This window comes from Thalassotalea fonticola, assembly GCF_032911225.1.
Lineage (GTDB): Bacteria > Pseudomonadota > Gammaproteobacteria > Enterobacterales > Alteromonadaceae > Thalassotalea_A > Thalassotalea_A fonticola.
This window is the reverse complement of the sequence record NZ_CP136600.1, coordinates 508,890-528,551: the sequence shown is the minus strand read 5'-3', so window position 1 is coordinate 528,551 and position 19,662 is coordinate 508,890. Positions and strand designations below refer to the sequence as shown.

Sequence of the window (19,662 nt, the reverse complement as noted above, 5' to 3'; positions counted from 1 at the left end):
AGTTAAATAATAATGAAAGTACTGATGAAAATAACCAAAGTTAAAAAATTGATAAACCTGCTAACAATCAGCAGTGTTAGTTTCTTGTTTGCATGTGCAAACGGGCCAAGTGTTGAAACCAACTTAGACAAAGAAAACTTTGAAGAGTATTTTGCTGCAGGCAACGTCACCGTTTATCAAAATGAAGATGATCTACCCGGTAAAGTTATTTCTTTAGGTCTTGTTGAAGGCGAAAGTTGCAAAGCTAAAGAAAATGATGCACCTGCCAATGCTGCAGATGCTCGAACTATGGCTAGAGAAAAATCGGCAAGTATGGATGCAAATGCAGTTATCTTTACTTCTTGCACACTGATCGAAGATCAACAATGTTTAGAGATGATGGTGTGTTATGGCAAAGCATTTCAAGTGAGCAGTAATTAATTTTCATACTTTCTAAGCTAAAATTATGACAATCCAAAACAATTATTCATTTTCTCCTATAGGTGTAATCCATTCACCTTATAAGCAAAAGTTTGCTATCCCTAGACAACCTGGCTTAGTTACTGCGGCTCACGGCAAACTTGAGTTGCTGCTTGAGCAAAATCAATTGGAGTTAGTGCGAGATATTGAACAACATTCTCACCTTTGGTTGATTTTTGTCTTTCATGGCACTAGCGAACAAGGCTGGAAACCATTAGTTAAAGCACCACGTTTGGGCGGAAATAAGAAAACCGGTGTATTGGCTACGCGTTCAACGTTCAGGCCAAACCCCATTGGAATGTCTGCAGTACAGCTTAATGGCATGTGTAAGATAAATAACAATATAGCTCTTGAAATAAGCGGGTTAGATTTACTCGATGGCACCCCCATTTTAGATATTAAGCCTTATATCCCTTACTCTGACAGAGTTGAAGAAGCTTTGTCTGTTATGGCTCCAACCCCAGAGAATACAAATTATTGCATCAATTTTAGCCTCACGGCACAGCAACATTTGAACCTGCTTGCAGCAAACTATCAAGATTTGAAGTTATTCATCCAACAAGTTTTAAGTCAAGATCCAAGGCCGGCGTATAAAAAAGCAAATACCGAATTACAAGAATATGGCATGAGCTTATATGATTTGAATATTCGCTGGCAAATACACCACAATCAATGCACAGTTCTTAGTATTGAAAAGTTAAACTTGGTATAATTATTCTAACTAGGTATAATCCCCGCCTTTGTTGTGGTTACCCATATCACATAATAAAGCTCAATATTGATTAACCTAATTAGCGCCAGATTTACGTTCTGGTCAGCAGAGGAATTACCATGTCACAATTTGTTGTTTGTGCACTTTATAAGTTTGTCACTTTAGAAAACTTTGAACAGCTAAGAAAACCTATCCATAACGCCATGGAAACTAACGATGTTAAAGGCACCCTATTAATTGCCAACGAAGGCATTAACGGCACTATCGCCGGCTCTCGTGATGGTATTAATAATGTATTGGCATTTTTACAAGCCGATGAACGTTTAGCCAACTTATCTCATAAAGAATCGTTTACCAGTGAAGCTCCTTTTAAGCGTTGTAAAGTTAAGCTTAAAAAAGAAATCGTTACCATGGGCGTTGAAGGTATCGACCCTAAACAAGTTGTCGGTACTTATGTTAAGCCACAAGACTGGAATGCGTTAATTTCGGATCCTGAGGTCTTACTGGTTGATACTCGTAATGATTATGAGATTGAAATTGGCACGTTCAAATACGCAGTAAACCCTGAAACAGAAACCTTTAGAGAGTTTCCGCAATATGTTAAAGAGAATTTAGACCCGGCTAAACACAAAAAAGTAGCCATGTTCTGTACCGGTGGCATTCGTTGTGAAAAGTCTACTGCCTATATGAAAGAGCAAGGCTTTGATGAAGTGTATCACCTCGAAGGCGGCATTTTAAAATACCTAGAAGAAGTGCCACAAGAGAATACTTTATGGCAAGGCGACTGCTTTGTTTTTGATGATCGTGTTGCCGTTGATCATTCTTTAGAAAAAGGTAAATACGATCAATGCCACGCTTGTCGTATGCCAATTACTAAAGAAGAAATGCAATTGCCAGAGTACAAACGAGGCGTTAGCTGTCACCGTTGTATAAACAAGGTAACAGATGAACAGCGAGCTCGTTATGCTGAACGTGAAAAGCAAATGAATTTAGCCAAAGCCCGCGGTGAAAGCCACATCGGCAGTGAAGTAACCAAAACAATTGAACAACGCCGTCAAGATAAGAAAGCAAAAGTTAAGCAACAACAAGAAAGCGCTTAAGCTATTTTTACGCTGATGTTTAATCTAACCAAACATCAGCGTATTAATTAAATTTGAATTCTGATTTAAATACATTTATCATTGTACAAAATTTAACCAGTTCTATAGTGGTAATTATGACTGATGTTAATTCTGATAATGAACAGTTACGTGATAACTACCTAGTTACCAGTGTTGAGTTTGCTCAGCATATTTCTCCTCTAGAATCTTCTTCCGCCGATATATCAATCAATGATGAAACACACAATATGTGGTGGTTAAACACCCGCAGACGCTGTCACAAACATAGTAGCCTTAAACGTAACTACATACGACGTAATCGCTAATACATAATTAATTCACCTAATTCAGCAATTTCGGTTTTGCCAAAGCGGTTTGTGCTGTTAGAATACTGAAAATTTTTATCACTCTCTATTTCGGAATTGTACAGTAATGCGCACAAGCCAATATTTACTTTCTACCTTGAAAGAAACCCCAGCAAATGCTGAAGTTATCAGTCATCAATACATGTTACGTGCGGGTTTAATTCGTCCTGTGGCTTCAGGTTTATACACTTGGTTGCCAACCGGATTAAAAGTATTAAAGAAAGTTGAAAACATCGTACGTGAAGAAATGGATCGTGCCGGTGCTATTGAGATGCTAATGCCTCTGGTACAACCTGCAGATTTATGGGAAGAGTCTGGCCGTTGGGAAGATTACGGACCTGAATTAGCGCGCTTGAAAGACAGACATAATCGTTCGTTTGTTTTAGGTCCTACTCATGAAGAAGTGATCACTAAGTTAATTAGCTTCGAGTTAAACTCATACAAGCAATTACCGCTTAACATGTACCAAATACAAACAAAGTTTCGTGATGAAATTCGCCCTCGTTTCGGTGTAATGCGTGGTCGTGAATTCTTAATGAAAGATGCCTACTCATTCCACTTATCAACAGAATGTTTAGATAAAACTTATCAAGAAATGCACGCAGCATATTGTCGAATTTTTGAACGATTAGGATTGGATTACCGCCCAGTAATTGCTGATACGGGTTCAATTGGTGGTGATGCTTCGCATGAATTTCACGTGCTTGCTGAATCAGGTGAAGATGATATCGCTTTTAGCTCACACAGTGACTATGCAGCAAACATTGAAAAAGCTGAAGCGTTAGCTCCTGCTGGTGAACGTGCTCCTGCTGAAATGGGTATTAGCAAAGTTGCTACGCCTGATGTACACACTATTGAAGAACTGTGTAAATTCTTTGATGTAGCAGCAAATCAAGTAGCTAAAACTCTGTTAGTTGTTGGAGAATGTGAAGAAGGCGACACCGCGCCAATCGTAGCACTCGTTTTACGAGGCGATCATACTCTTAATGAACTTAAAGCTGAAAAAATTGCCGGTATTGCTTCACCACTAGCATTTGCCAGTGAAGAACAAATTACCGCAGCGGCTAATTGTGATGCGGGATCAATTGGTCCTGTTGGTTTAAATATTACCGTTATCGTTGATAGAAGCGCAGCTCATTTAAGCGACTTTATTTGTGGTGCAAATGAAACTGGTTTTCACTTTACCGGCACAAACTTTGAGCGTGATATTAAAGACTATACCGTAGCTGATATTCGTAACGTGGTTGCTGGCGATCCTAGCCCATGCGGTAACGGCAGCATTGAAATTAAACGCGGCATTGAAGTTGGTCATATTTTTCAATTAGGTGAAAAATATGCCAAAGCTATGGGCGCAGCAGTATTAAATGACCAAGGTAAAAACCAAACTTTAACTATGGGTTGTTACGGTATTGGCGTGTCTCGCATTGTTGCCGCTGCAATTGAGCAAAATAATGATGCAAACGGTATTATTTGGCCAGAAGCCATTGCGCCTTTTAAAGTTGTGATCATTCCAATGAACATGCACAAATCTCACCGTGTTCATGAAACCGCAGAGCAACTTTACAGTGACTTAAAAGCAGCGGGCATTGAAGTAATGATTGACGATCGTAAAGAGCGTCCAGGTGTTATGTTTAAAGACATGGAGCTTATTGGTATTCCGCATAGTATTATTGTTGGAGAACGTAATTTGGACAACGCCGAAGTTGAATACAAAAGCCGTATTTCAGGCGACAAATCAACGCTTAAAATTGCAGACGTGTTAGAGTTTATCAAGGCTAAATAGTCAGTTTAAAGCTCTACAAATTAATGCCAGTCAGTTAAGCTGATTGGCATTTTTTATGCCTGATAGCTTGATAGTAATAATAAGATATCGCAGCCTGAATAAAAAAATCCGTGTTCAGTAAGTTGAACACGGAATTAAAAGGATCGTTGTGAGCATTTATCCATTCATATGCTTATCTGTTTGCTAATACTCTTTCGATCTCTACGTTATTTTGTAAGCTCTATTCGTGGAGTATAGTTATTCAATTAACGAACACTGAGCAACAGCACTGGCGAAGGTATTCTTTGTATTGCTTCTGGCATGGTTTTTAAAGAATACCACCCAGTTCCAAAGGCCCTTTTTAAGCTGAGGTTTTTGTTTGAAAGCTTGAAGCTTTTCTATTGCACTTCTAATTTGGAGCCCGCCGCCAGTTACCACATAACCTTCTGGACATTCTGCAAAAACCGGTCCTGCTGCCAGGTTATAATTAGTTTCTGTGGTGAATTCAAGGCAGCCGCCACTTGGGCTTGGTACTACGCAGGTCTTAATCTTTTCAACACTGTTGTTGTAGTCTCTTTCGGCACTAATTACTGTTAATGTCTTAATGGTTCCGCCACTATTAATATCACCACAAACTAATGAGCCATCATCGCTAACGTTAACAACACTAGTTCCTTCAGGGCAACTACCCTGCACATCATTTTGCTTATTCTCTGTAAGTTGTGCTATATCGTCTTCTAACATGCCTATTAGCGTTGCATTATCGACAATTTCAGCCATTGCCGTAGAAATACCACCGTCAAGTGTAGCAATGTCATCAAGTATTGCCGATTTATCGGTTTCTAAGCTTTCAATCGCAGTGGCATTATCTTCTGCAGTATTTGCTAATGTGATTAAATCAGAGTTAACCTCAGTTAATGCTGAAATTAATGCATCAATGGCCGTACCTTGTTCTGCCAACGCTGAAATTTTAGATTGTAATGAGGCTTGTAAACTGGCATCCGTTGCTTTTAACGTGGTGATTTCTGCTGAGATAGCTTCAATTTGCCCCTGTAAATCCAACTCTAATTTGTTGACTTGCGCAACCAGAGCATCATGTTCATCTTCTAGCGTACTAATATCACTCTGCACTTCAACGATTTGACCTGCCAGTTCAATGAAGGGTTTACCATTTGGACCACTGCCATTATTACCAGCCAGAGCTGTAGTTGATAACAAAGCCGCAAGTGATAAACAGATTATAGATTTATTAACTTTCATTTTAACTTCCTCTTGATACATTGACTGTTGCTATTAAGCATCAATTGATAGAGCTCGTTGAACTTCATAGCAACTTTTCATAAACATGGACAAATCAGCAACCTGTCCAAAAACTTATAACGTACACCTGCAGAGTGTTATTAAGTAGCACCACGCATACATCTTGGTGACTTTTATAGAATATAAACACTTAAAGATTAAAAAATCAACAGTTAAATTTGAATTTTCACAACGTTCAGCCGTTAATTAATTGTAAGTTTCTGTCAGCATTACTTTTATTCAGATTTAAAAAAAATCAAAATAAGTGTGTTTTTTTACGAATAGTGTATTTTGTTGACGATAAATTTATTAATTGTCATTGAAGTTATGTAACAACTTCCTTCATTAGTAGATGAATGGATGATCACACAGTGGCTGTAATAACCAATAACAGCATAAAACAATGTCTGAATTTGTATTATCTGCATAGCTGTACAATAATTATCCACGTTGTGCTTTATAGAAATGCCGTCTTGGGTAAATATTCCCTCGTTTTCTTTGGATAATTAAATCGAGGAAATAATAATGAAAAATACAATTAAATTAATCGCCAGTTTATTTATTTTATTTAGTTCATACAGTTTTGCAGACACCACTATTGTTGATGTTTGGCAGTGTAAATTAAATGACGGCAAAACCATGAAAGACGCTGGTGCATTAAATGATAAGTGGGTTAAGTTCATGAATGCTAATGTTAAAGGCGGCGGTATTAACAGTTACGACTTAGCACCAAGAGTCGGCAATCAAGAAGGTTTTATGTTTGTCGATGTTTACCCTGATATGCAGTCTTGGGCGGCTGGTGAAAATATAATGGAAAGTAGCGACGAAGGTAAAGCCTTACTTAAAGAGTTTAGGGCTTTGGCTAATTGTTCAAGCAATAGCCTGTACTCCTCAACAAAACATTAGCCATTAAAAACAATAGGATGAAACCTATAAGCCTTATAGATTTCATCCTGTCTTTGTTCACTTTACCGAAAGATGGGCACGTTCAGCTCTTCGTTTCTCGTCTCTAGTACCTCGTTTCTACTTTTTAACTATCGGCTTTTAAACGTTCAAAACTTGGTCTTGGTAATTTATCTAAAATTGCATATAAGTAGATTACCAGTAGACATAGGCTAGCGCTGATCATAAATAACCAAGGACCGCCTAGGTGATCGAGAATAATACCTCCTCCTAAAGGTGCTAAAGCAAAGCCAAAGTCATAAAAAGAAGACGCACCAAAATACGCACCACGCAAGTGATCCGGAGCTAAACGATCAATATGTACATTCATTGTTGGAAACAGTATTGCTTCAGCTAAACTCATTACTATAATTGCACCAATCCAGCCCCAAAACAGCTCCAGCGGATTAACTGACAACCAAATTTGCGAAAACATCAATAGTACTAATCCGATTTGTATCCGCGCGGTCAAGGTCAAACCAGACATTAGTTTGAGTAAAATAAACTGAGTCGATATAATCACTAACGCATTGGTGAAAATCATCGATGAAATTAGCTCTAATAAATTGGGAACTTGTGCACGTGATAAATATTGAATAAGTGAGCTATCCATTTGAGCGTAAATAAACATGCACAAAATATTGGCAAAAATTAAACATTGCAACAGTCTATCTTGCAGTAACACTGAAAATATTTTACGGAGACTTGCATCATCTGACTTTTGCTTTGGCGTCTCTACGGGCTGTTTAATAATGTCATCTGCAGCATTGTTATTAACTTTGTGTTGATGAAATCCCCAATAAAGTAATACCAATAGGAAGGCAAAAGCCCCAGCAGTAATGTAAAAACTTGACTGCTCACCAGTTAAACCAAACCAAACACCTAACAATGGCCCAACAGCACAACCGACATTAACGATAAAATAAAGAGACTGCATAGCGAGCTCTCTCGTTTTTCTATCAGAAATTATATCGCCTATAAGCGCTGACGTTAGTGGCCGCCATAATGCTGTTGCAATAGAGCACAATGTAATAACTACCACATACCCCGTGATGCTGTCTGCTTCGGCTAATATTGAAAATGAAATAATGTATAAAATACCACTGCTGTACATCAATTTATGTCGGCCAATTCGATCAGATAATACACTACCGGCAAAGCTTACTAAAACAGCAATAACCGCAGCGTTCGAGAGTATTAAACCAACTTGCGTTGCAGACAAAGCAAATTTTTCATAAAGAATGACCGCTAGAAACGGCCAAACCATGTAGTAACTACCACGCGTTATAAAAGAGCCAAATAATAAAATCCACATTAAACGTGGAAATTGTTTGAATCGGTTTAGGGAAACATCACTATGCATAACTACTCTTTATTACTTGATTGTCTAATTTTATTAATTGATATGTATGTAGGGTTACTCAGGATCGGAATTGTAAACTGAACACGCACTTCGTTTCTAGTTTCTCGTCTCTAACAGTTGTTGTGAGCCTCCCATCTATCCCAATAAATTTTACGATCGAATCGTTTAGACAAGCTTTTATTCAACTGATGAAACGTGGTTATTTCTTCTTTCATACCGCTAATACACTGCCACACGAAGCGATTGCAATTATTTTTTATTAAATCATAATCTTGATAATCATATATTTGCTTAATTGCCCGTTGTGCAGTTAAGCCATCACAAATAGATTCGCCAGTGGAGTCACAAGCGACATATATGTCAGTACCTGAGCGCTCCTGTAAAAAGCGATTCGGTGAAATAGCTTTTATTAAGCCACTACCATGTAGTTCAACTATGGTGTCTTCATCAATTAAAATACCTGTATGTTCGAGTACTCCGCCTAAGCCACAGCAGACCAATGCGCCAGGACGTACAATCGCTAACGTATCATTTTTAAATACTTCTTTTGGGTATTTAGCAATACCTGAGTCATGTTTTTTTAAATCGCCACGCATGCTGATTCCAGCACTGTTTTCACGAAGCTGCTCTTGTGCTTCACGCTTTTCATCAAGCTCTTTAATGGCAGCGGCGCCCAACACGGCAGCACCTAACCATAACAAAGGTAAAGGCATAAATTGATACCCTTTTTTAACTATTTCTCTATTAATTATTAGTTATATTAAAAAACTCGGCAAATTTCATAAAAAAAATGTCAGCAAGTGTTTCAAACAACTACTATTTAAGAGTAAAGTAGCCATTAACTTTATGTTTTCAAAATAATATCTAAAAGGTAGTAAGTAGGTTGTCATGAGTGAGTATTTAAAATCCAATAAACTTTCCGGTGTGTGTTATGACATTAGAGGGGCTATTGCCGCCGAAGCCAAGCGCTTAGAAGAAGAAGGCCATAAGATACTTAAACTTAATATTGGTAACCCTGCCCCTTTTGGTTTTTTAGCACCTGACGACATTTTACGAGATGTAATTCATAACCTGCCAACAGCACAGGGCTACAGTGAATCACAAGGTATATATTCAGCTCGTGTAGCTGTAATGCAGTATTACCAACAGTTTGGTATGAAAAACCTCGACGTTGACAACATATTTATTGGTAATGGCGTAAGTGAGCTAATTGTAATGGCAATGCAAGGCCTACTCAATCAAGGCGATGAGGTACTTATTCCCGCCCCTGATTACCCATTATGGACAGCTGCAGTATCATTATCTGGTGGTACGCCAGTGCATTATAAATGTGATGAAAAAAAATACTGGTATCCGGACATCGAAGACATTACCAGCAAAATCACTAAAAAAACCAAAGCAATTGTATTAATCAATCCGAACAACCCAACTGGCTCAGTTTACCCTAAAGAAGTATTGGAGCAGATTCTTGCGGTGGCACAAAAACATAACCTTATTGTTTTTTCTGATGAAATTTACGATAAAGTATTATATGACGGGGCAACTCACACGCCAACGGCTAGTCTCAATGAAGATGTGCTTATTGTTACCATGGGCGGTTTATCGAAAAACTATCGTATTGCCGGTTTTAGAGCCGGCTGGATGATGCTAACTGGCCCTTTGCTTAGAGCAAAAAGTTACTTAGATGGTTTAACCATGTTAGCGTCTATGCGTTTATGCGCCAATGTACCTTGTCAACATGCGATTCAAACAGCACTTGGCGGCTATCAAAGTATTAATGAGCTGGTCGAAGAAGGTGGACGTTTAAAAGCTCAAGTTGATATTGCTCACAAAATGATTAATGACATAGACGGTTTAAGTTGTCATAAGGCAAAAGGCGCCATGTACTTATTTGTCAAAGTTGATGGCGAAAAACTCGGCATAGATGACGATGAGCAAATGGTGCTGGATATTTTACGCCAAGAAAAAATCCTGTTGGTACAAGGTAGTGCATTTAATTTGCATGAAGGCGTTTATTTTAGGCTAGTATTTTTGCCACATAGTGAAGATTTGATCCAAGCGATAAACCGTTTAAAACATTTTTTCGGTCACTATAAACAACACTGAATGATAAAAAATACCATACCCTGAACTATCGTTTCAGGGTCTAAATGTACATGACTAAAAGGAAAACTTGATGGAAAGCACATTTTTAGCCTGGATGTTTCGCATGCCCTTGATCAAACGTTGGGCATTAATGTATTGCGTCAAAGCAGAAAATATAGCTGAACATTCTCATCAAGTTGCCATAGTTGCTCACTTACTGGCAGTAATTAAAAACAAAAAGTTTAATGGTAATTTAAATGCCGACAGAGCAGCAACCATTGCCTTGTACCACGAAGCTTCTGAAACCCGTTATGGTGATATTGTCAGCCCAACTAAATACGCTAATGAAGAAATCGCTTATGAGTTCAAAAAAATAGAGGCGCTTGCTGAACAAGAATGTTTAGACGCTTTACCGGAAGAATTACGCGACGTTTTTGAAGACTTGATCATTCAGGATAATGTCGACAGCGAATATAAAGCCATCGTAAAAGCCGCAGACATTATGGTTGCCTACGTAAAATCGCTTGATGAATTGAATCATAATAATCCTGAATTTAAACATGTTGAACGCCGGTTAAAAACAAAATTGGACAGCCTTACTGAAACCATGCCAGAAGTCGAATATTTCATGACGACATTTTTACGGTTTTGCACCGCAACTGTTGATAAGCTTTCAACACATAGCTGAAACTATACTTCCCCCGGCCTAAGATAACTTATACAATAAGCGTCCTTATTTTAGGCTACTTGTACAAATAGAAATTAATTTTCCTACTTATAAGCCTAATATTTTTAACTGATTAAATAATTGATGCCAAACAACAAAACAAACAAATTTGCCGAAGTATACTCAGTGTTATCGAATATCACAGAAGAGTCACTGCAACAATTAAGTACCAGTGAACAGCCATTGGCAACACGCCAACCGCTTAACATGTACATCAAAGCCAGTACAGTTGATAAGCGCTGGCAAGCCATTGATTGTGAGCAAGCAAAACCGCATTTACTTGATCAAAGTACCATTGATTCAATGAGTTCGTACCAAAAAAATATTGAAAACTTTATTGGTACCGTAAAGCTGCCTGTGGGTATTGCCGGTCCGCTTAGAGTGAATGGCTTATTTGCTCAAGAGGATTATTTTGTACCTTTAGCTACAACAGAGGCTGCATTGGTTGCTTCATATAATCGCGGCGCATTACTGATTTCAGAAGCCGGTGGTTGTAGTGCTATGCTGTTAAATGAAGGCGTATGTCGAACACCCGGTTTTGCATTTGAAACTCTAATACAAGCAGGACAATTTGTCGCTTGGGCAACAACCCAAATAGACACCTTTACCGACATTACTGAAAGTACCTCAAACCATTTAACCCTTAAAGATTTAAAAATAAACCTCGAAGGCAATCATGTTTATTTAATTTTTGATTATCTAACCGGTGATGCATCTGGTCAAAACATGGTCACTATAGCGACCAATGCGGTGCTTGAATATATTACCGAGCACTCACCTACGAAAGCTAAATACTCGTTCTTAGATGCAAATTTATCCGGCGATAAAAAAGCAACCATGCAGTCTTTAAATGGCGTGCGTGGTAAAAAAGTGACCGCTGAAGTCCATATAAGTGCAGAGCTGGTAAAAAAACGCCTACACACCACACCAGAACGTATGGCAGACTTTTGGCGGATGTCATCAGTTGGAGGCGTATTAAGCGGCTCTGTTGGCGTACAGGGGCATTATGCGAATGGTTTGGCTGCGTTATATATTGCCTGTGGGCAAGACGCGGCATGTGTTGCCGAATCTGCTGTTGGGGTAACTCGTATGGAACTAAACGATGATGGTAGTCTATACGCATCAGTAACTCTACCAAATCTAATGGTAGGTACTGTTGGCGGTGGCACTGGCCTACCGAGCCAACAGGCAAATTTACAATTACTTGGCTTAGCCGGTAATGGTAATGCTCGAGCACTGGCAGAAGTGTGTGCGGGTCTATGTTTAGCAGGTGAGTTATCAATGATAGGGGCATTTTGTGCCGGTCACTTTGCTAAAGCTCATCGCAAGCTTGCCAGATAGCTCTACAAATATTATTTAAATTATTAGTTATTCTATTTTAGTAAGCAATTTAACGGCTTAACCGTTGTTAAAGCAAAGGTTAAATTGCTACAATTACATATACCCATGCTATCTCAAGATGCATGGTTATCAAACTTATTGGTGTTCTCAGCTTTCTTGAGAACTTAAAAGGGAATGTGGTGCAAGATGTTTTGCAAGTTGAAACTCTTAATTCCACAGCTGTTCCCGCAACTGTAAATAGAGCAAGTTTAACAAGCCACTGATTAATTTCGGGAAGGGTTAAACGCGGTTACCTCTATAAGCCAGGAGACCTGCCAAGAGTTGATGATAGCGCCCTAAATAAAAAGGCTCTGTCAATTTATTCAATCGTGCGGGTAACGCGAAGAAGATTTTAGTTACTGTTAGTGCATTCATTTTTTGTATTTAACTTAACCGCCCTTCTTATTATTGCCTGCAATAAATATATTTACTCGTTACAGCGCATGACCAACACAGTACTACAAGCAAAACAGCTCTCCTGGCAAGTAGACGGGAAACATATCATCAGCCAAATCGATTTTGATCTGGTCAAGGGTGAAACTGTGGCCATCGTTGGGCCAAATGGCGCAGGAAAAACGTCTCTACTAAAGTGTTTATATGGTGAACATCAAGACTTTATCGGCAATATTTATCTAAAAGGCAAATGTTTAGCATCAGTTTCAACTAAAGACATCGCAAAACAACTCGCGGTGGTTAGCCAACAAACTAACTCAGTATTTAATTTAACGGTTATCGATGTGGTCCGCATGGGGTTAATTCCCCATAAAGGTTTATTTGAAAGTGATACAAATACTGATTTAGACCATATAAATCATGCCCTGGATAAAGTCGACTTACTTGATAAAAAACTGCAAAGCTTTAATACCTTGTCTGGTGGAGAGCAACAACGTACGTTAATCGCCAGAGCTATTGTACAAGCGGCTGACATTCTTATTATGGATGAGCCAACTAACCATTTAGACATCTATTACCAACACCAAATTTTAAAACTGGCCAAAACCCTTAACATTACCTTGTTATTAACCATTCACGATCTCAATTTAGCCGCAGAATATTGTGACCGCCTGGTGTTGATGAACCATGGCAAAGTTGTTGCTAACGATAAACCTGCTCAAGTTTTAACCCCGGCTATTTTAAAGCAAGTATTTAATCTTGACTGTTATGTTGACCAGAACCCATTTACAGATAAGCCTCGTATAACCTTTGCCGCAAGCAATGATCAAAATACAGGCTCTGTTAGATGAAACCTCTAAAGCTTAACTACTCGATACTTTTGTTGCTTACCCTTGTGTTTAGTACTTTTATCTTGGCTATTGGTTATGGCGTAAGTGAAGTTAACCACGCTGCGGTGTGGCAATGCATCAACAGTCAGTGTGAAAAAGATATTTACCAGACCATTTTATATGACATTCGTTTGCCGCGAGTGCTGCTTGGTTTTCTAGCCGGCTTTGGCTTGGCCATTGCCGGCGCGCTAATGCAAAATGTTACTCGCAACCCTCTAGCCGATCCTTATCTATTTGGTATTGTTGCCGGCGCCGGTTTAGGCGCAACGTTAGCGAGTTTACTGCCTGCCAGTATCCACTTTATTTCTCTACCTCTAGCCGCATTTATCGGGGCATTAGCTGCTGTTGCTCTAGTATTAACAGTAATCGCCAATAACAATTGGCGCCGGGTATCTCATTTATTACTTGCCGGTGTCGCGGTATCGTTCTTATTAAGTTCGATCACCAGTTTCATCCTGTATATGGGGGAAGCATTTTCATCAAATAGAGTGATATTTTGGCTAATGGGCTCTTTAGCACGCGCCGACAATACCGCATTAATGTGGATATTCCCGGTGATCTTAATATCAACACTTATTGCATTTAGCATAGCCAGACAATTAGACGCCCTTTTGCTTAGCGATGAAAGCGCCCGCACCTTAGGCGTTAAAGTTGCCCGCTTACGAATTTTAGTATTGGTGATTTGCGCGGCCAGTACTGCGGTGATCGTTTCCTATTGTGGCGGTATAGGTTTTGTTGGTCTAATGATCCCGCACATAGTACGTTCATTTGTTGGTATTACTACCGCCCGCTTACTTGTTGGCTCAGGCTTGTTAGGCGGTTGTTTTTTAGTCTGGGTAGACGTTATAGCCCGCACAGCACTTGATGGCCAAGAAATCCCGATAGGTGTAATAACTTCTGCGCTGGGTAGTGTTTTCTTTTTATTATTATTGCGAAAAATGTAAGGTTTTGGTTTTAATGAACATCACTCGATTAAACACAAAATATTTAGATTCAATCAACCGTAGAATAGATCAAAAAACCAAGCCCGTTGGCGCGCTTGGTCAATTAGAAACGCTAGCAACACAATTGGCGCTAATTGCTTCAAATCGTCAAGGTGAATTGGCTAATAACATTAAAATTTCCAAACCGACTGCACTAGTATTTGCTGGCGATCATGGCATAAGCGTTGAAGGGGTGAGCATTGCCCCGAGTGATGTGACTCGCCAAATGGTATTAAATTTCATTCATGGCGGCGCTGCAATCAATTGTTTCTGTACAGCCAATAACATCACCTTAAAGGTGATTGATGCAGGCATAATTAAGCCAATAGATGATGATATAAAAGCCCAGCATGGCAATTTTATTGAACAACGACTCGGCTCTGGTACCCACAACTTTGCTAAACAACCAGCAATGACCGAATTGCAGGTTGAGCAAGGTTTGGATTTTGGAAAACATATTGCCTTAAAGCAAATTGAGCAAGGTTGTAACTTGCTCATCCTTGGCGAAATGGGCATTAGTAATACCAGCTCTGCCGCAGCAATTTTGGCAGCGTTAACAGGTGCAAATATTACAGACTGTGTTGGCTCTGGTACTGGTATTAACAGCGAACAGTTAGCCCTGAAAAAACAGTTAATTGAACATGCTCTAATGCGTATACAAAATAACAATTCTAAACATATTCTTGAACAAGTTGGCGGTTTTGAAATAGTACAGATGGTAGGCGCTATTTTAGCTGCAGCAGAAGCTGGCATTGCGGTATTAATCGATGGTTTTATTGTCAGCGCCGCGGCACTGTTAGCGAAACAGATAAATGAAAATGTAGGTGATTATTTAATTTTTGCCCACCAATCAGATGAATCAGGTCATCAATTATTATTGCGTGAATTCAACGCTACACCGTTGTTAAATTTGAATTTAAGGTTAGGCGAAGGCACTGGGGCTGCATTAGCGTTACCACTTTTACAAGCCGCAGTGCATTTCTATAACGACATGGCAAGTTTTGAACAAGCAGGAGTGACAGTTTAACCACATTAATTGTGAATAAACAAACGATAAACGATGAATACTTTAAAACAACAAATTAATTTATTGTTTTTAGCGCTAAGTTTCTTTAGTCGTTTACCTGTACCTAAAACATTAAAATATTCACCGCAATTATTAAATCAATCTGGCCGTTATTTCTCATTAGTAGGGGTAATTATTGCCCTGCTTTTACTGGCTTTTTACAGTGTTGTAGAATTATTTTTGCCAACATCAATAGCCGTTATAATATTAATGATTGCCAGTTTGTTACTAACCGGTGCTTTTCATGAAGATGGCTTGGCTGATATGGCCGATGGCATTGGCGGCGGTTTAACCGTAAGTAAACGATTAGCAATAATGAAGGATAGTCGATTAGGTACTTATGGCACGGTTACTTTAGTTTCTGCCTTAGGCTTAAAGTATTTATTGCTTGTTGAATTAGCGCAGCTGCAGCTGTTAATTTCCAGCATCCTGGTTGCTTATGGACTTTCAAGAGCTGTTGCCGCTAGTCTTATTTATGAGATGCATTATGTTAGTGATAACGAAACAAGCAAAAGTAAACCATTAGCGATGCAACAAACCTTAAAAGAGCTTTATCTATTACTTTTTATCGGCGCTCTGCCCTTAGTACTTTTGCCCTCTCATACAATCATCATCACCATATTTTTGTTAATGGTGTTTAGATTTGCTTTCAAATATTGGCTTAATAAACGTATTGGTGGTTACACCGGCGATTGTTTAGGCGCTGCGCAACAATTAACTGAATTACTCATTTACCTGGTTATTTTAGCGAACAGCCCAGGGGCGCTATTATGATCCACTTAATTTTAGGCGGAGCGCGCTCAGGTAAATCATCCTATGCTGAAAACCTTTGTTTTGATCTGCAACAGCAATACCAAGAAACGTACTCAAATCCGCCAGTCTATATAGCCACAGCGCAGGCCCTTGATGAAGAAATGCAATCTCGCATTGAAAAACATCAACATGATAGAGCTGCGAAAAGTAACAACTTATCTTGGCAACTTATTGAATGCCCGTTAGCGCTTGCTAAACTTTTAAAAACCGAATACCAAAAGAATGATCTAACCGATACTGTGTATTTAGTCGACTGTTTAACGCTTTGGTTAAACAACATTATTTTTAACTTAGGTGAAACGGCTTCACAGCAACAAATAGAAGATGAAACTACACAATTACTCCAAGCTATTGCTGCATTTCAACATAGTAAAAACCAACACCTAGTATTAGTTGCCAATGAAGTTGGCTTAGGTGTAGTCCCGCTTGGCAACGTTAGTCGATTATTTGTCGATAATGCCGGTTGGCTAAACCAAAAAATTGCTAAAATAGCAGATTCAGTCACGTTAATAACCGCAGGCATCCCCTTAAGCTTGAAAGGGACAATAAATGACTAATTTGTATTTATTGCGTCACGGTAAAGTTGATGGCCCCCCTGCTTTGTATGGTCATACTGATATTAAAGTAATTAAAGAGCATGATATTGAGCTATTGGCTGAACTGCTTAAAGTGCAAAACAGTTTTACTCATATTGTTAGTTCACCATTGCAACGTTGTAGTAATTTAGCAAAACAGTTTGCTAATGCCAGCGGTTTACCACTTGTTATCAATGAAAATTTAAAAGAAATCGATTTCGGTGAGCTTGATGGTAGCGCTTTTGAAACAGCAAAAGCGCACTGGCCAATACTTGATAAATTTTGGCATAACCCTGCTAAGAATCCATTACCCGCAGCTGAAAACTTAAATGATTTTAATCAGCGAATACGGACAACGTTTAAACAGTTACTCGCCAACCATAAAGGTGCCTCACCCTTGGTTATTTGCCATGGCGGCGTCATTCGTATGTTACTCAGTATTGCATTAGAGCTTAATTGGACAAACCCGAAGCTGTTTAGCAGTCTACGTATTAAAAATGGCACTATTAGCACAATTATTCACCATGAGAGCAGTCATTTTATCGAAGTCGATGGCATAAATTTACCCGTTTCAGCGTGTGAATTTACAAACAATAATGGCGGACAAAAATGACGAATACAGCACTTACCCTAATGGTGCAGGGCACAACATCAGATGCAGGAAAAAGCACATTAGTTGCTGCTATATGTCGTTTATTAGCACGTAAATGCATTAAAGTCGCGCCATTTAAACCGCAAAACATGGCATTGAACAGTGCGGTAACTAAAGATGGTGGGGAAATTGGCAGAGCACAAGCCGTGCAAGCTCATGCGGCAAATATAGAGCCCGAAGTAGATTTTAATCCTATTTTATTAAAACCTAATAGTGACACCGGCGCACAGGTTATTGTGCACGGTAAAGCATTGTCATCCATGGAAGCTGACAGTTACCACGATTATAAAAAAGTGGCGATGCAGGCAGTGTTGCAGTCCCATCAAAGGTTACAACAGCGTTTTGACTATATTGTCGTTGAAGGTGCTGGCAGCCCGGCAGAAATTAATTTACGTGAAGGCGACATTGCCAATATGGGATTTGCAGAAGCTGTTGACTGCCCAGTGGTTTTAATCGCGGATATTGACCGAGGAGGTGTTTTTGCCCATCTTGTTGGTACGCTTGAGTTGCTATCAAAAAGTGAGCAACAACGTGTCATTGGCTTTGTTATTAACCGTTTTCGCGGCGACATCAAACTACTTGAACCCGGTTTAGACTGGTTAGAACAAAAAACTGGCAAGCCCGTTTTAGGGGTATTACCGTATTTACATGGTTTATCTATTGCCTCAGAAGATGCTGTCGACACCAGTCAGCCTGATAGCAAACAACAAAATAAAAAATTAAAAGTCGTGGTGCCCGTCTACCCAAGAATGAGCAACCATACTGATTTTGATGCTTTACGTTGGCATCCAGAAATAGATTTACACTTTGTTTATCCTAAAGATCTGTCCAACCTTAACGACTTAAGAACTCAACAGCTACAGCCGTTGCCAAGTTGTGATTTGATCATTCTCCCTGGCAGTAAAAACGTGCAGGCCGACCTCGCCTTCTTAAAGAGCCTTGGTTGGCAGCACTGTATTAATAAGCATTTACGTTATGGCGGTAAAGTGATCGGCATATGCGGTGGTTTACAAATGCTAGGTAATGACATTCTGGATCCTGATCATATCGAAAGCGATCGTCTATCTAGCTCTGGTTTGGGTTTACTGCCGATTACAACTACATTAACGAGCGATAAAACCTTAACAAACGTGACCACTGAATTAACGTTATTAGAACAAAATTCGAGTGTGGAAGGTTATGAGATCCATGCCGGTATTACGACAGAATTAAATGACTCTATGACGACTATTTTTGCTGAAAATAAGCAACTTGGATTTGTAAGCCAAGATCAACAAATTATAGCCACCTATTTACATGGTTTTTTTGATAACTCTGCTGCACTAAGACTATTAATGAAATGGGCCGGCGTCGATATTGAACAAGTACAAAGCTTTAAAGAGCAGCAAAACAACGCCTTAAATACCCTTGCCGATTCTGTCGAACAACACTTGGATATGGGCCGAATAAATCAACTAACATCTCAATGGAGCTCTCATGAGTAATGACAACACTAAACCTACGAAAGAGCAAAAACATCAAACTCGTCAGCAACGTCTAAAAGAAAAAGTAGATGAGCGCATCGCCAACGCCACTGACGAAAAAGGTTTGTTAATCGTGATCACTGGCAATGGTAAAGGAAAATCAACGTCGGGCTTTGGCACCGTAGCTCGCGCTGTTGGACATGGCTTAAAAGCCAGCGTAGTACAGTTTATTAAGGGTACCTGGGAGTGCGGCGAGCGAAATTTACTTGAGCAACACGACGTCGATTTTTTCGTGATGGGTACGGGCTTTACTTGGGAAACCCAAAATAAAGATAAAGACACAGCTGCCGCGCAAGCTGCATGGTTGGATGCAAAAAAACTATTACAAGATGAGCAAGTAGATGTTGTACTGCTTGATGAGATCACCTACATGGTTACCTATGGCTATATCGAACTTGAAGACGTTATAAGTGCATTAAATAACCGCCCTAGCGGTCAGCATGTGATAATTACCGGCAGAGCATGTCATCGCCAGTTGATCGAACTTGCCGATACGGTATCTGAAGTGCAACCTATTAAACACGCTTTTGATAATGGCATTAAAGCGCAAGCTGGCATTGACTGGTAACATTA

General features: G+C 39.4%; 20 protein-coding genes and 1 riboswitch. Of the genes, 17 read left to right on the top strand and 3 right to left on the bottom strand.

Annotation, left to right across the window (positions count from 1 at the left end; translation table 11 throughout):
• The first annotated feature begins 24 nt into the window (after positions 1-24).
• The 5 genes from rcsF to RI844_RS02180 all read left to right on the top strand — a co-directional run bounded on the left by rcsF (position 25) and on the right by RI844_RS02180 (position 4,419).
• On the top strand, positions 25-420 hold the full coding sequence (gene rcsF, locus RI844_RS02200) for an Rcs stress response system protein RcsF (protein WP_348396845.1): 396 nt from the start codon (positions 25-27) through the stop codon (positions 418-420).
• A 25-nt stretch (positions 421-445) separates the two neighbouring features.
• Positions 446-1,171, top strand: coding sequence for a tRNA (N6-threonylcarbamoyladenosine(37)-N6)-methyltransferase TrmO (gene tsaA / locus RI844_RS02195; protein ID WP_348396844.1), 726 nt, complete (start codon positions 446-448; stop codon positions 1,169-1,171).
• A gap of 119 nt (positions 1,172-1,290) precedes the next feature.
• A complete protein-coding gene (gene trhO / locus RI844_RS02190) occupies positions 1,291-2,271 on the top strand; it encodes an oxygen-dependent tRNA uridine(34) hydroxylase TrhO (RefSeq protein WP_348396843.1) in 981 nt (326 codons plus the stop codon).
• 116 nt (positions 2,272-2,387) lie between these two features.
• Positions 2,388-2,597, top strand: coding sequence for a hypothetical protein (locus RI844_RS02185; RefSeq protein ID WP_348396842.1), 210 nt, complete (start codon positions 2,388-2,390; stop codon positions 2,595-2,597).
• A gap of 106 nt (positions 2,598-2,703) precedes the next feature.
• Entirely contained in the window at positions 2,704-4,419 is a 1,716-nt protein-coding gene (locus tag RI844_RS02180) for a proline--tRNA ligase (RefSeq protein ID WP_348396841.1), read from the top strand.
• A gap of 237 nt (positions 4,420-4,656) precedes the next feature.
• Here the strand turns inward: RI844_RS02180 and RI844_RS02175 are convergent, their stop codons facing one another.
• Positions 4,657-5,658 (bottom strand): hypothetical protein, encoded by a 1,002-nt coding sequence (locus RI844_RS02175; RefSeq protein ID WP_348396840.1) that lies wholly within the window; start codon positions 5,656-5,658, stop codon positions 4,657-4,659.
• Positions 5,659-6,222: 564 nt separating this feature from the next.
• On the opposite strand from RI844_RS02175, the gene RI844_RS02170 reads away from it, so the two are divergent.
• Complete coding sequence (locus RI844_RS02170) at positions 6,223-6,603, top strand: hypothetical protein (RefSeq protein ID WP_348396839.1); 381 nt, start codon at positions 6,223-6,225, stop codon at positions 6,601-6,603.
• A gap of 124 nt (positions 6,604-6,727) precedes the next feature.
• Here RI844_RS02170 and RI844_RS02165 read toward each other — a convergent pair whose 3' ends face one another.
• Together RI844_RS02165 and RI844_RS02160 are read right to left on the bottom strand one after the other, a co-directional pair.
• Positions 6,728-8,002: an MDR family MFS transporter gene (locus RI844_RS02165; RefSeq protein ID WP_348396838.1), complete on the bottom strand. Its 1,275-nt coding sequence runs from the start codon at positions 8,000-8,002 to the stop codon at positions 6,728-6,730.
• Between the two features lie 110 nt (positions 8,003-8,112).
• Positions 8,113-8,715: a hypothetical protein gene (locus RI844_RS02160; protein ID WP_348396837.1), complete on the bottom strand. Its 603-nt coding sequence runs from the start codon at positions 8,713-8,715 to the stop codon at positions 8,113-8,115.
• 175 nt (positions 8,716-8,890) lie between these two features.
• Here RI844_RS02160 and RI844_RS02155 point away from each other — a divergent pair, with 175 nt between their 5' ends.
• The 11 genes from RI844_RS02155 (at position 8,891) to cobO (ending at position 19,657) form a co-directional block, all read left to right on the top strand.
• Positions 8,891-10,108, top strand: a complete 1,218-nt coding sequence (locus RI844_RS02155; protein WP_348396836.1) for a pyridoxal phosphate-dependent aminotransferase — start codon at positions 8,891-8,893, stop codon at positions 10,106-10,108.
• 70 nt (positions 10,109-10,178) lie between these two features.
• A complete protein-coding gene (gene yfbR, locus RI844_RS02150) occupies positions 10,179-10,775 on the top strand; it encodes a 5'-deoxynucleotidase (RefSeq protein WP_348396835.1) in 597 nt (198 codons plus the stop codon).
• Positions 10,776-10,898: 123 nt separating this feature from the next.
• Complete coding sequence (locus RI844_RS02145) at positions 10,899-12,155, top strand: hydroxymethylglutaryl-CoA reductase (protein WP_348396834.1); 1,257 nt, start codon at positions 10,899-10,901, stop codon at positions 12,153-12,155.
• A 122-nt stretch (positions 12,156-12,277) separates the two neighbouring features.
• Positions 12,278-12,488, top strand: a riboswitch (cobalamin riboswitch).
• A 149-nt stretch (positions 12,489-12,637) separates the two neighbouring features.
• A complete protein-coding gene (locus tag RI844_RS02140; protein ID WP_348396833.1) occupies positions 12,638-13,438 on the top strand; it encodes an ABC transporter ATP-binding protein in 801 nt (266 codons plus the stop codon).
• Positions 13,435-14,421 carry a FecCD family ABC transporter permease gene (locus RI844_RS02135; RefSeq protein ID WP_348396832.1) on the top strand — a complete coding sequence of 329 codons (987 nt, stop codon included), beginning with the start codon at positions 13,435-13,437 and terminating at the stop codon, positions 14,419-14,421. Before RI844_RS02140 ends, RI844_RS02135 begins: the two co-directional genes overlap by 4 nt.
• Positions 14,422-14,434: 13 nt before the next feature.
• On the top strand, positions 14,435-15,487 hold the full coding sequence (cobT, locus tag RI844_RS02130) for a nicotinate-nucleotide--dimethylbenzimidazole phosphoribosyltransferase (RefSeq protein ID WP_348396831.1): 1,053 nt from the start codon (positions 14,435-14,437) through the stop codon (positions 15,485-15,487).
• Positions 15,488-15,520: 33 nt separating this feature from the next.
• Positions 15,521-16,300, top strand: coding sequence for an adenosylcobinamide-GDP ribazoletransferase (locus tag RI844_RS02125; protein ID WP_348396830.1), 780 nt, complete (start codon positions 15,521-15,523; stop codon positions 16,298-16,300).
• Positions 16,297-16,896, top strand: a complete 600-nt coding sequence (gene cobU, locus RI844_RS02120) for a bifunctional adenosylcobinamide kinase/adenosylcobinamide-phosphate guanylyltransferase (RefSeq protein ID WP_348396829.1) — start codon at positions 16,297-16,299, stop codon at positions 16,894-16,896. The genes RI844_RS02125 and cobU overlap by 4 nt, the downstream gene beginning before the upstream one ends.
• The gene (locus RI844_RS02115; protein ID WP_348396828.1) at positions 16,889-17,527 is read left to right on the top strand and encodes a histidine phosphatase family protein; all 639 of its coding nucleotides are present in this window, start codon (positions 16,889-16,891) and stop codon (positions 17,525-17,527) included. Before cobU ends, RI844_RS02115 begins: the two co-directional genes overlap by 8 nt.
• Positions 17,524-19,050 carry a cobyric acid synthase gene (locus RI844_RS02110; RefSeq protein ID WP_348396827.1) on the top strand — a complete coding sequence of 509 codons (1,527 nt, stop codon included), beginning with the start codon at positions 17,524-17,526 and terminating at the stop codon, positions 19,048-19,050. The genes RI844_RS02115 and RI844_RS02110 overlap by 4 nt, the downstream gene beginning before the upstream one ends.
• Positions 19,043-19,657 carry a cob(I)yrinic acid a,c-diamide adenosyltransferase gene (cobO, locus tag RI844_RS02105; RefSeq protein ID WP_348396826.1) on the top strand — a complete coding sequence of 205 codons (615 nt, stop codon included), beginning with the start codon at positions 19,043-19,045 and terminating at the stop codon, positions 19,655-19,657. The genes RI844_RS02110 and cobO overlap by 8 nt, the downstream gene beginning before the upstream one ends.
• Positions 19,658-19,662 lie beyond the last annotated feature (5 nt).